We start from the raw sequence: 12,282 nt of genomic DNA, 5'->3' as shown, positions 1-12,282 counted from the left end.
GACCGCTCGGGCGGACTCACAGTCCTTATTCGCCCGGCGACCCCACTGCGGTCATGGAACGCCGCCGGACGGTCGTCGCGTCGGTCATCGTCAGCACGTTCCTCGTCGGGCTCGGCGGCGGCGTCGTCTTCCCGATCCTGCCGAACCTCGGCGCCGTGCTCGGTATCTCGCCGTTCCTCGTCGGATTCATCCTCAGCGCGAACCGCTTCACGCGCATCCTCGCCAACGCGCCGGCGGGGTCGATCGTCGACCGCGTCGGCACCCGGACGCCCTTCGTCGTCGGCCTGTTCGTCGAGGGGGTGGCGACGGCGGGCTACGTCGTCGCGCTCCGGGCGCCGCTGCCCGAGGCGTGGTTCCTCCTCGCTCGCGTCCTCTGGGGGATCGGCAGCGCGCTGGTGTTCGCCACCGCCTACACCATCGCCGCCGACGTGAGCGACGGCGGCGACCGCGGCACGAACATGGGCGTCGTCCGCGGCGGCATCACGCTCGGCTTCCCCGCCGGCCTCGTCATGGGCGGCGTCGTCAGCGACGCCTACTCCGTGTTCGCCGCCTTCGCCGTCGCCGCCGGCTTCGCGCTGCTGGCCAGCGCGGTCGCCTACCGCACCATCCCCGAGACCCACGTCGACGAGGAGCGCACCGCCGTCAAGCCCTGGGAGATCGACACCGCGCTGCCCACGCTGACCGTCGGCTTCGTCAACTTCGGCCTCTTCTTCGCCTACCTCGGCGCGCTGTTCGCCACGCTCGTCCTCTTCGTCGACGTGAAGGACATCGCCGTCTGGGGTTACGGCCCACAGGGCATGTCCGGCCTGCTCATGGCCGTGACCGTCCTCTCGGCGTCCGTGTTCACCCTCGCCGGCGGCAAGCTCAGCGACGACCTCGGCGCCCGCGTCCCCACGCTGTTGGGATTCCTCGTCGTCTCCTTTCTCGGCTTCCTCGCCCTCTCGACGGCCGGTTCTCTGGAGCGCCTCGTCGCCGCCTGCGTCCTCATCGGGACCGGCCAGGGCGGCGCCAACGGCCCGCTGATGGCCCTGCTGGCCGACCTCACGCCGAACGACCGCACGGGCCGCGCGATGGCCACCAACAACGTCCTCGGCGACCTCGGCGGCGGCCTCGGCCCGATGATCTCGCTCCCCGTCGTCGAGGCGGTCGGCTTCGCCCCCGTCTACGCCGCCTGTGCCCTGATACCACTCCTCGCCGGGGGCCTGCTCGTCGTCGGCGTCTACTCCCAGACCGGCAGCCTCAATCCCCGGACGGCGACGCTCTCCGGGGATTAACTGTCTGTCTGTAATATTATTCTGTCTTCTGTCTATTTCGACAAAGTAAATCTATAATGAGGAGAGCCCGCTCTCGATCAAGTTGACTCGTGAATGTGCGTATTAAATCCTGAAACGGGTATATTGGGCATCTCCTGAATTTCGGCATCCGAAAGTGGTCGCCACCGCGGTCGAGAATCGGTCGAGGCGCCCCGTAGACGGAACATCCGAATCGACGGGACCGCGGTCGAGATCCGATTATAGAATTTCTGTCTATACTCGGATTCGAATATGTCTGCCGATCCGAGCGAGAAAACGGAGATCGAGTCGGTTATCAGTGGCCATCGGTGAGAACTGGTGTGACCTCCACCGAAACCGAGGATCCGTCGACGCTGGATCCCCTGACGACTGCAGCCTACCACGTCACCGTCGACGGCGGACGTGACTCGTTCTACGCGCTGAGCATCGAGCGCGAGGACAGCGACACTGCCTACCTGATGTCCGACACCGTCGTCGCGCTCGACGAGATGCGGTAAGGGTTACCCGATATTCTTCCGCCAGAGCGGCGTCGCCGCGCTCGCCGACCGGCCGAGACGGCGCCGTGTCCGTTCGCGGACCCCATCACCTATGTCGACAGGCGAGCGACAGGTGTGCATGGACGGCGAACGCGGTGTGACGCGGCGGGAGACGCTCGCGCGACTCGGCGGCCTCGGCGGCGGTGTCGCGCTCGCCGGGTGCGCCGCACGGGACGAGACGACGCCGAGCGCGACGACCGCTCCCGACTACCCGGACGAGCCGCTGCCCGAGCGGCCGAACATCGTCGTCGTCTACGTCGACGACCTGGGTTGGCTCGATACCGGATTTCAGGGGAGCCGGTACTACGACACCCCGAATCTGGACGCCCTGGCGGAGGGGGGCGTCGTCGCGACCAGCGGCTACGCGAACGCGCCCAACTGCGCCCCGAGCCGCGCCTGCTTCAATACCGGCCAGTACACCCCTCGCCACGGCGTCCACACCGTCACCGACCCCCCGCCCCGGCGCCCCGAGGCCCGCCGGCTGGAGACGCCGCCGACCAACGAACGACTCCCGACCGACAACGCGACGATCGCCGAAGTGCTCTCGGAGGCGGGGTACGCCACGGGCTTCGTCGGCAAGTGGCACCTCGGCGAGGCCGACTCGCCGCACGGCCCGCTCGCCCGCGGCTTCGACCGCAACGTCGGTGGCGACATCGTCGGCCGCCCGCCCGCCGGCTACTTCCCACCGTACGGACTCCCGAACGTGACCGACGACGGCGGCTACCTCCCCGACCGCCTGACCGACGACGCCGTCGAGTTCGTCGCCGACCACGCCGACGGCCCCGACCCCTTCTTCCTCCTCTTCTCGACCTACAGCGTCCACCGCCCGCTGCAGGCCCCCGACGACGCCGTCGACGCCTACCGCGGTGCGGACTGCTGGAACGGCCAGTGCAACCCCACCTACGGCGCCATGGTGTCGAACCTCGACGCCAACGTCGGCCGCCTCCTCGCCGCGCTGGACGAGCGGGGCGTCCGCGAGGAGACGCTCGTCGTCTTCACCTCCGACAACGGCGGCCTCGGCGACTACGACGAGGTCGGCCTCCCCGGCGACTGGAAGCGCGTCACCTCCCAGGGCCCGCTCCGCGGCGGAAAGCGCACCCTCTACGAGGGCGGCATCCGCGTCCCCACCGTCGTCTCCTGGCCCGGCGTCCTCCCCGGCAGTCGCCGCTCCTCGACGCCGATCGCCGCCACTGACTTCTTCCCCACCTTCGTCGACCTCGCCGGGGCCCACGACGCCGTTCCCGACGACCACGTCGTCGACGGCCGGAGTCTCGTCCCCTGGCTCACCGACGGCACGCCGCCCGACCGCGACGCGCTGTTCTGGCACTTCCCGTTCTACCACTCGGGCGCCTCCGCCGGTCGCCCCTTCCAGGCCGAACCCGTCTCCGTCGTCCGCGCCGGCCGCTGGAAGCTCCACCGCTTCTACGAGGGCGACCGCGTCGAGCTGTACGACCTCGCGAACGACCGCGGCGAACGGCGCAACCTCGCCGGCGACCGTCCGACGGTCCGTGACCGACTGCGCAGGCGGCTCGACGACTGGATCGACCGGACGGACGCGCCGCTCCCCCGACCCAAGTGATTATATCCGCGAGAAGTTCTCGTCGGGATACACGCGCCCGTCCGCCACGTCGACCACGTCCAGTCGCTCCAGCCGTGCGAGCCGCTCGGTCGCGTCGCTCTCCTCGATCCCGAGTTCGACCGCGCGTTCGATCACCCGGTCGCGCGTCGGCACCGACGAGATCAGCCCGTCGTCGTCGATGGCCGTCTCTTCCGCGACGATGGCTTTCAGCACCGCGCCGTGTTCGCGCTTCGACGGCGTCTCCCGCTCGCCCGTCCACTCGACGCTCAGCGACCCGTCGTCGTTGACGTGCGACACCACGAACCCCGCCGGGAGCGACTCCGTCAGCGCCGCCACCAGCGCCGCCCGGTCCAGTCGCGCCGTGAACCGGTGGCGCCGCCCGTCCCGCGACCGCTCGACCGCCTCGACGTTCACGCCCGTCTCCGTGACCGCCTCGGAGATGGACGCCGCCAGCCGGTCGCCGACCTCCGCGCCCACCTCGTCCCGTTCGTGCGCCCGCTCGGCCGCCGCCGTCGCCAGCGCCTCGTACTCCGCCATCCGCTCGTGGAGTGGGTCGTCGCTCATACAGTCGTACTCGGCGCCAGTGGATTACGTGTTTGGGGGAGTTTGGACCTAGATTTTCGTTTCAGGCCACCTGTTCCGACAGGGATTCAGCCCGCTGGACTAGCGTCTCGTTGAATTCGTCTCCGTCAGTCCCGTGATGGATCCGCGCGTGACAGTTCGGACAGATCGCGATCACGTTGTCCGGGTGGTCCGGGCCCCCGTCGCTGAGGCGGTGGAGGTGATGGACCTCCAGATGGGGGTCTCCTTCATCGTTCTCGAACGGCGCGGGCTCGCCACAGCCCTGACACACTCCGTCAGCAACCCGGAGAGCGAACGTCTGGACCACATCGGACCGCGTGTATCCGCTACTGCCCGAATCACCGGTTGGGGAGATCCCACTGGTCGATGTCGGAGACGCCTGCTCCGCGAGTTCGTACAGTTCTTCGAGCGGGGCATCTTCGATTTCGTCGGGCACCGAGAGAGAACCACCTTCGACCGGGCGGACTTCGAAACGGTATGCTCGTCGTAATTCCCCGGACCGGTCGGGAATGGTATCCTCTCGGTGGTTCACGTACTCGAACTCTCCCACGTAGGTCACAACGGTCGGCTCCCTGTCTGGAACCTTCTCGAACAGGAACGCGCGCCGGCCGTCCTCGTGGTGTGATGCGAGCGAGCTATTGAGACCGTTCCAGGACTGGTCGCCGTCACGACCGACGCCCGTCAGCAGAAAGTGGTCGTTCGGGAGCCACTCGTCTCTGTACCCGTACTGTGATTCAGTCGTCGATCCAAACAGGAAAATGGCAGAGAGATCCGTCACTGGCGAAATGCCCGGCTGGTGGTTGCCGCCACAGACGTCGTGTAGATCCTTTCGGAAGTATCGCTGGCCCACCTCGAATTCGAGATTTGCTTGAATCTCGTCCGCAGTCAGTGCCGACATATATTCTACTAAACGAACATTCTGTCTCCAGTTAATGGCTTCGGCCCTGAGACCGTCTGAATATCGCCGTCGCAGTGGTGTAATAAATACGTTATTTACGAGAGATCACGGATCAGATTGACCAACTGAGCCGACGATGGGACTATCCGGGAAACGGCGTCGGCAGAAGATGGGTTGGGGCGGAGTTGAACCGCCGACTTCCTCCGTGTGAAGGAGGTATCATAACCGGACTAGATCACCAACCCGGACACTCGACGGTAAACCAGGCCCGCCCTTAAGAATTGCTTTCCACGGTCGCTACTGCGACCGGGCCTCGCCGCGGTACTCGCCGACGGTCTCGCGCGCCTCCGCGACGACTCGCCCGGCTTCGTCCCGTGCTCGTTCCGGGACCGTCGCCAGCTCCGACCGAACGGCTTCGGCCCGCCCCGGCTCGGGCTCGCGTTCGCGACCGACCAGCGTCCGGACCCGTTCCTCGACCGGCGCCAGCTCCTCGCGCACGCCCTTCCTGGCCGTCTGTCCCGCTCGCTTCAGGTAGTACAGGGTATCTTCGAAGTGTCGGTTCATATCTGTCCTTACGACTGCAACAGATATATGCGTTCTCCCCCACCGCAACGTTTATGTAGATTTAGGCTAACCTAAAACATGTCGGCGCAGGGTCGTTCGCCGCGGCCCGCGCCGCTGTCTGTCCCATACTGTCAGGCTTGCACGCGACGGTGGGCATCGCCGTGTGCGGCCGTTTTCGGGGTCGAACGGGAGCGTCCACCCGCCACACCCTTACGCTCGCGCCCTGTAGCGGGAGCCATGTTCGAGCAGGTACCGGTGCCGACGCCGTTCCAGGTCGGCCCGGTCAACGCCTACCTGACCGGCCGAACGCTCGTCGACCCCGGTCCCGACAGCGACGAGGCCTGGTCGCACCTCACCGACGCGCTGGCCGAGCGCGACCTCGCCCCCGAGGACATCGAGCGGTTGCTCATCACCCATCCCCACCCCGACCACTTCGGCCTCGCCGAGCGGTTCCGCGAGCGCGGTGCGACGGTCGTCGCCCACCCCGACGCGGCGGCGATCGTGGCGGACTTCCCCGGCCGACTCGACGCCGAGCAGGCGTTCTTCCGCGACTTCTTCGAACGGTGCGGCATGGCGCCCTCGACGGCCGACACGGTCACCGAACTCCCCGGCGCGTTCGTCCACTACGCCCCCAGCGTGCCCGTCGACCGCGAGGTCGCCGCGGGCGATAGCATCACCGTCGACGGCGTCGAGTTGCTGGTCGACGACCTGGTGGGCCACGCCACCGGCGAGATCAGCTTCGCGTTCGACGGTCCCGCGGGCCGGGAGGCGCTCGTCGGCGACAACGTCCTCGCGGAGATCACGCCCAACCCGTTCCTCCAGCCGCCGCCGGACCCCGACTCCGACCGCCCGCGGGTGCTCCCGGCGTACAACGACTGTCTCGTCGACCTGCGCGAAGCCGACTACGACCGCCTCCACCCGGGCCACCGCAGTCGGATCGACGACCCCGCCGGACGCATCGACGACATCCTCGCCGAACACGACGACCGCACCGACCGCGTCGCCGGCCTGCTAGACGAGCCCACGACGCCGGTCGAGGTCATGGACGAGCTGTTCGGCGACCTGCCGGTCACCGAGCAGTTCCCCGGGATGAGCGAGGCGGTCGGCCACCTCGACGTGCTCGAAGCGGCCGGCCGCGCGACCGCTCGCGAACGCGACGGCGAGATCGTCTACGAGCGGACCGGGTGACCGGCCCGGCGGAGTCGGCGAGTCAGTACGTCGGCTGTTCCTCGGGGACGCCCTCGCGTTGGTTCACCACGCGGGCGAGCGTGAAGAGGAGATCCGAGAGTCGGTTGATGTAGACGAGGGCGGTCTCGTTGACGCCGTCTTCGGTTTCGGCGAACGCGACCGCGCGGCGCTCGGCGCGCCGGCAGACGGCGCGGGCCCGGTGGAGTCGCGCACCCGCCTCGGAGCCGCCGGGGAGGATGAAATGCTCCAGCGGGTCGAGTTCCGCGTCGAACTCGTCGATGCTGTCCTCGACCGCCTCGACGTGGTCCTCGCGGACCCGCGGGTCGTCCTCGTCGGGGTCGGGGTTGGCGAAGTCGGCTTGGGCGACGTGGAGGTGGTTCTGCACCTCGGCCAGCAGGTCGTCCACGTCGTCGTGGCCGGTCGGCCGGACCGACCCGACCATCGCGTTGACCTCGTCGACGGTGCCGTAGGCCTCGATCCGCGGGCTGGCCTTCGAGACGCGGGACATGTCCCGCAGGTCCGTCTGTCCCTCGTCGCCGCGACCGGTGTATATCTTCATACGCCCCGCTCGGGGGGCCAGCGTCTTAACTCCGTGTCCGAACGACCGCGGGGGCCGGCCCCTCGACCGGCGAGAACCGACTGGACGCCTCGGCCGCCCCGGACCGCATCGCTCCGGTGGAAAATCGGGACGTTAAATTACCGCGGTCCAGAAGACGGGGGTATGAGCGAAGTCCTCACCCACGAGTGTCCGGGCTGTGAGAGCGAGCAGGAGTTCTACCAGGCGGCCAGCATGCAGGTCCACATCGGCGAGAAGGTCAAGTGGCACTGCTGGGAGTGCGACTACGGCTTCGTCCGCATCGACCACACCGTCGACACGAGCGAGACGCCGGCGTAGACCGCTCGCGCGGACCGTATTTTTCCCGACGGAGCGTCGTCCGACAGCGGCGTCGACGGTCAGTCGTCGGCCGTCTCCGCCTCGGCGGGCGTCAGCGAGAGGACGACGGCGGTCCCGCCGAGGTCGCTCTCCTCGAATCGCAGGCGGCCGCCGCAGGAGTCGACGACCCAGCGGACGATCCAGAGGCCGAGCCCGCTGCCGTGTTCGAGCTGCGTGATCTCCGTCGACTCGTCGACGACGGTGCGCTCGTAGTCGGGGATACCGGGGCCGTCGTCGTCGACGCGGAGGTCGACCCGCCCCTCCGACCGGTCGCTCTCGACGCGGACGTGGACGCCGTCGCCGCCGTACTCGACGCTGTTCTCGATCAGTTCCGTCAGCGCGAGTTCGATCCGGCCGTCGCCGACGACCCGGGCGTCGTCCACGTCGGTCTCGATCCGGGCGTCGGCGTGTTCGCGACGGTACTCGGAGACGACGGCGTCGACCACGGACTCGACGCCGACCTCGTGGTCGCGGAGCGCCCCCTCGCGCATCGTGCGGTCGAGCGAGCGCGCGCGGTCGCCGAGCGAGGCCACGTCCGAGGCCGTCTCGATGAGCGTCTCGGCCCACTCGTCGACGGTCTCGTCGTCGACCCGCGAGGCGATCATCTCCGCGTAGCCCAGCACGACGTTGAGGTCGTTGCGGAGGTTGTGCCGGAGGACGCGGTTGAGCACCTGCAGTCGGCGCTCGCGCTCCTTCTGGTCGGTGATGTCGGTGTAGATGCCGAAACTGTTGATCTCGTCGCCGCCGGTGTCGTAGGGGATCCCCCGGAAGAGGAAGTCGCGGTAGCCGTCGGCGGTCCGGCGGCGGACCTCGCTCTGGACGGTCTCGCCCTCGGCGGCCTGCCGGTCGAGGTCGCGGCCGCTCTCGTACTCGTCCTCGGGAAGGACGAACTCGTTGAGCGACTCGCCGGAGATCGTCGACGCGTCGTAGCCGAACACGTCGGCGAAGGCGTCGTTGACGGCGGTGACGACCGGCTCGCCGTCGACGTGGGTCGCCTCGACGACGGCGTCCGGGAGGTTGTCGAAGAGGTAGGTGAACCGGTCGCGCTGGGTCTCCAGCCGCTCGCGCGTCTCGACGAGTTCGGTCCGGTCGCGGACCACGCCGACGGTGCCGGCGCCCCCCTCGTCGGGGAGCGGCGACACCTCGATCTCCGCCGGGAGCGACGCGCCGTCGACCCGTTCGAAGTCGGCCTCCAGCACGCGGCTGTCCGCCCCGTCGCCCACGGCGTCGACGGCCCGGTCGAGCGCGCCGGGGTCGGCGAGCACCGCGGCGACCGGTCGGCCGACCAGGTCCGCCCGGGCGACGCCGAGCCACGTCGCCAGGGGCTCGGTCACCAGCGAGAAGCGGCCCTCCTCGTCGGCGACGTACACCATGTCCTGGACGTTCTCGATGACCGTCCGGTAGCGGACGAGTTCCGACTCGTAGGCGACGCGGTCGAGCGCGACCGCCGCGTTCGCGGCGAGGATCTCCGCCAGTTCGCGCGCCCGCCCGTCGAAGGCGCCGGGCTCGGTCGCGCCGATGCTCACGGCTCCCTGGTCGCCCAGCGGGACGTACAGCGTCTCGACGGCCCCGCCGGGCATCTCCCCCGGGGCGATGGCCAGGTCGTCGGGCGCGTGCCGGATCTCGCCCGTCTCGAAGGCCCGTCCCGGCCCGCCCTCGCCGACGGCGTAGTCCGGCCGGTCGTCGACCGCGACGGCGTCGCTCTCGGACGCCGCCAGCGGAACGAGCACGTCGCGCTCGGCGTCGTGGATGCGGACGACGTTCATGTCGAATCCGAGCGTGTGCGCGACGGCGTCGACGACGATCTCCCCGACGCGCTCGGCGCTGTGGGCGCCCAGCAGCGCCCGCGAGGTGTCGAGCAGCTCGGCGAACTGCTCGCGGGCCGCACGGAGTTCACGTTCCTGCGCCTTCCTGTCGGTGATGTCGCGGATGACCCCCGCCGTCCCGGCGAACTCGCCGTCCTCGTTGGACAGCATCACCATGTGGTCCTCGGCGTCGACAGGTTCGCCCGACTCCGGGACCAGGTCCAGGTCGAAGGTCGTCTCGACGGCGTTGCCGTGGATCAGGTCCCGGAGCTTGTTCTCCGCGCGCTGGACGGTCTCCTCGTCTTTGACCAGGGCGGTGTGTTCGCCGACCAGCTCCTCGCGGTCGTAGCCGGTCAGCTCGACCAGCGCGTCGTTGACCACCTCGAAGCGGCCCTCGTCGTCGAGCGCGTAGACGCCGTCGTCGACCGCCTCGATGATCGACTCGTAGCGTTCGAGCTCGCGGGTCCGCTCGCGTTTGTCGGTCACGTCCCGGAGCACCCCCGCGACGCCCACCACCTCGCCGCCCTCCTCGACGGCCGTCAGGTGGTCCTCGGCGGGGAACGGCTCGCCGTCGTCGGGGACGACCGTCGTCTCGACGGTCTCGGCCTCGCTCTCGCCGCGGATCACGCGACGGACGGCCGGAAAGACCCGCTCGGCGGCCGCCTCGGTCGTGATCGACGAGACGTGCTCGCCGACCAGCTCGTCGGCGTCTCGGCCCGCCATCGCCGCCAGCGACTCGTTGACGACGGCGAACCGGCCCTGCAGGTCCAGGACGTACAGCCCGTCGCTGACGGCGTCGAGCGCCGCCGCGGTCTCCTCGATGGCCGCGGTCGAGGTGCCCGCGCCGCCGCCATCACCCGCGCCGCCGTCCTCGTCCGCGCTGCTGCCTCGGCGAGCCGCCGCGTCCCTCCCGTCGGGGAGGTTCGCCCGGACGCGGTCGGCCAGCGACGTCTCGCCCGTCGACCGCGGGACGTACTCGGTGACGCCGAGCCGGGTCGCGCCCGCCGCGAGCTCGCCGTCCGGTTCCGCGGTGGTCACCAGGACCGGCTGGTCGTAGCCGAACTCGCGGACGCCGGCGAGGGCGTCCAGCGGGTCGACGCCGTCGTCGGCCCCGGCGCCGTCCCCCCGTTCGACCACGACGCAGGCTACGTCTCCGGTCCCGAGCGTCGAGAGCGCCGCCCGCGTCGACGCGGCCCGGACTACGTCCCACCCGTCGGCTTCGAGGTCGTCGACCCAGGGCCGGTCGCGTTCCGGACCGACCGCCAGCACCCTCGCTCCCATTCGTGACCCGAACCGACGAAGGCCGCCCATATATCCGCTTCCCCCCGATTATCGAAACTGAGGCGCGAGCCGCGAGCGGCGGACGCGACCGAGCGGGCCGCGGTGACGAACCGCGCCGCGCGGCGCGGTGGCGGCTCAGTCCTCGAGCGCGTGCCAGGAGAGCCGCGGCTCGCGCGCCGCGGCCACCTGGTCGATCCGCCGGGCCGCGGTCCGCTCGGGCGCGGCTTCGAGCGTCGCGTCGTCTTCGGCGGCGACCGCGTCGAACGCGGCGGCGAGGTCGTCGAGCGACCCCTTGTTCTCGGCCTCGGTCGGCTCGGTCATCAGCGCCTCGTCGACGATCTCCGGCCACTTGGTCGTCGGCGGATGGACGCCGTAGTCGAGCATCCGCTTGGCGGCGTCGGCGGCGTCCTGCTCGCCCGCGCTCGCGACGAACTCGTGGTGGAACGGGCCGTAGGGCACCTCGTAGTCGATCTGACTGGCGAGGTAGTTGGCGTTGAGCACCGCCTTCGCGCTGGCGTCGGCCAGGCCGGCGTCGCCCAGCCGCGCGATGTAGGCGAACGCGCGCACGAGGACGGGCCAGTTGCCCGAAAAGCCGTGGACCTTCCCGATCGAGCGGGCGGGTTCGTAGCGCTCGTAGCCGCTGCCGTCGCCCTGCTGGCGGACGTGCGGGGTCGGGAGGAACTCGGCCAGCTCCTCGGTGACGCCGACCGGGCCGGCGCCGGGGCCGCCGCCGCCGTGGGGCGTCGCGAACGTCTTGTGGACGTTGTAGTGCATCACGTCGAAGCCCATGTCGCCCGGTCGAGCGCGGCCGAGCAGGGCGTTGAGGTTCGCGCCGTCGTAGTACAGCAGCCCGCCCGCGTCGTGGACGATCCCGGCGATCTCCTCGATGTCGCGCTCGAACAGGCCGAGCGTGTTCGGGTTGGTGAGCATCAGCGCCGCGGTGTCCTCGCCGACCGCGGCCTCCAGCGCGTCGAGGTCGACCCGACCGTCCTCGGCGCTGGGGAGTTCGACCACGTCGAAGCCGGCCATCGCCGCCGTCGCGAAGTTCGTCCCGTGGGCGCTGTCCGGGATGATCACGTCCGTCCTGTCCTCGCCGTTGGCCTCGTGATAGGCGGCGGCGATCCGGATGCCCGTGAACTCGCCGGCGGCGCCCGCCGGCGGCTGCAGCGTCACCGCGTCCATCCCGCCGATGCGCCCCAGATAGTCCTGCAGGGTCGCCTGCAACTCCAGCGTGCCCTGGACGCTCCCGGCCGAGCGGTCGGGGTGGACCGCCGCGTTCGGGTCGGCCGCCGCCCGCTCGGTGAACTTGGGGTTGTACTTCATCGTACACGAGCCGAGCGGGAACGGCCCGCTGTCGACCCCGTAGTTCATCCCGGAGAGGCGAGTGTAGTGGCGGGCGAGTTCCGGTTCCGCCAGCCCCGGCAGTTCCAGCGAGTCCCGCGTCAGGTCGTCGGGCAGCGGCGAGTCCTCGCCGATCTCGACGACCGTCGAGTCCTTCTCGGCCAGCAGCGGTTCGTACTCCCCGTCGTCGGTCCAGCGGGCCTGGTCGTACAGCGTCCCCGCCTCGGGGGCGTGGTCGTCGCGGTCTCCGTTCGCGTCGCCGTCGCGACCCTCCTCGCTCAT

Annotated in this window: 11 protein-coding genes and 1 tRNA gene; 5 read left to right on the top strand and 7 right to left on the bottom strand. The window is 69.8% G+C overall.

All coding sequences use genetic code 11. From position 1 onward, the window contains the following. The first annotated feature begins 53 nt into the window (after nucleotides 1-53). From HZS54_RS25035 to HZS54_RS25025, 3 genes are all read left to right on the top strand, one after another. Nucleotides 54-1,274, top strand: coding sequence for an MFS transporter (locus HZS54_RS25035; protein ID WP_179919784.1), 1,221 nt, complete (start codon nucleotides 54-56; stop codon nucleotides 1,272-1,274). A 338-nt stretch (nucleotides 1,275-1,612) separates the two neighbouring features. Next, the gene (locus HZS54_RS25030; RefSeq protein ID WP_179919783.1) at nucleotides 1,613-1,789 is read left to right on the top strand and encodes a hypothetical protein; all 177 of its coding nucleotides are present in this window, start codon (nucleotides 1,613-1,615) and stop codon (nucleotides 1,787-1,789) included. A 118-nt stretch (nucleotides 1,790-1,907) separates the two neighbouring features. Further along, nucleotides 1,908-3,407 carry a sulfatase gene (locus tag HZS54_RS25025; RefSeq protein ID WP_179919782.1) on the top strand — a complete coding sequence of 500 codons (1,500 nt, stop codon included), beginning with the start codon at nucleotides 1,908-1,910 and terminating at the stop codon, nucleotides 3,405-3,407. Here the strand turns inward: HZS54_RS25025 and HZS54_RS25020 are convergent, their stop codons facing one another. The 4 genes from HZS54_RS25020 to HZS54_RS25005 all read right to left on the bottom strand — a co-directional run bounded on the left by HZS54_RS25020 (nucleotide 3,408) and on the right by HZS54_RS25005 (nucleotide 5,451). Then, a complete protein-coding gene (locus HZS54_RS25020; protein ID WP_179919781.1) occupies nucleotides 3,408-3,971 on the bottom strand; it encodes a hypothetical protein in 564 nt (187 codons plus the stop codon). A 61-nt stretch (nucleotides 3,972-4,032) separates the two neighbouring features. Continuing rightward, the gene (locus HZS54_RS25015; protein ID WP_179919780.1) at nucleotides 4,033-4,887 is read right to left on the bottom strand and encodes an HNH endonuclease; all 855 of its coding nucleotides are present in this window, start codon (nucleotides 4,885-4,887) and stop codon (nucleotides 4,033-4,035) included. Nucleotides 4,888-5,057: 170 nt separating this feature from the next. Then, nucleotides 5,058-5,132, bottom strand: a tRNA-Val gene (locus HZS54_RS25010). Between the two features lie 52 nt (nucleotides 5,133-5,184). Next, entirely contained in the window at nucleotides 5,185-5,451 is a 267-nt protein-coding gene (locus HZS54_RS25005) for a DUF7553 family protein (protein ID WP_179919779.1), read from the bottom strand. 237 nt (nucleotides 5,452-5,688) lie between these two features. Between HZS54_RS25005 and HZS54_RS25000 the strand changes: the two genes are divergently transcribed. Further along, the gene (locus HZS54_RS25000; protein ID WP_179919778.1) at nucleotides 5,689-6,639 is read left to right on the top strand and encodes an MBL fold metallo-hydrolase; all 951 of its coding nucleotides are present in this window, start codon (nucleotides 5,689-5,691) and stop codon (nucleotides 6,637-6,639) included. Between the two features lie 22 nt (nucleotides 6,640-6,661). Here the strand turns inward: HZS54_RS25000 and HZS54_RS24995 are convergent, their stop codons facing one another. Continuing rightward, on the bottom strand, nucleotides 6,662-7,198 hold the full coding sequence (locus HZS54_RS24995; RefSeq protein WP_179919777.1) for a cob(I)yrinic acid a,c-diamide adenosyltransferase: 537 nt from the start codon (nucleotides 7,196-7,198) through the stop codon (nucleotides 6,662-6,664). A 162-nt stretch (nucleotides 7,199-7,360) separates the two neighbouring features. Between HZS54_RS24995 and HZS54_RS24990 the strand changes: the two genes are divergently transcribed. Further along, on the top strand, nucleotides 7,361-7,534 hold the full coding sequence (locus HZS54_RS24990; protein WP_179919776.1) for a DUF7838 family putative zinc beta-ribbon protein: 174 nt from the start codon (nucleotides 7,361-7,363) through the stop codon (nucleotides 7,532-7,534). A 59-nt stretch (nucleotides 7,535-7,593) separates the two neighbouring features. On the opposite strand, the gene HZS54_RS24985 is transcribed toward HZS54_RS24990, so the two are convergent. Together HZS54_RS24985 and gcvPB are read right to left on the bottom strand one after the other, a co-directional pair. Then, nucleotides 7,594-10,659: a PAS domain S-box protein gene (locus tag HZS54_RS24985; RefSeq protein WP_179919775.1), complete on the bottom strand. Its 3,066-nt coding sequence runs from the start codon at nucleotides 10,657-10,659 to the stop codon at nucleotides 7,594-7,596. 135 nt (nucleotides 10,660-10,794) lie between these two features. Further along, entirely contained in the window at nucleotides 10,795-12,282 is a 1,488-nt protein-coding gene (gene gcvPB / locus HZS54_RS24980; RefSeq protein WP_179919774.1) for an aminomethyl-transferring glycine dehydrogenase subunit GcvPB, read from the bottom strand.

This window comes from Halosimplex pelagicum, assembly GCF_013415905.1.
GTDB classification, from domain to species: Archaea; Halobacteriota; Halobacteria; order Halobacteriales; family Haloarculaceae; genus Halosimplex; species Halosimplex pelagicum.
Note: the sequence above shows the minus strand (reverse complement) of the source record. Positions and strands in the feature narration are given on the sequence as shown.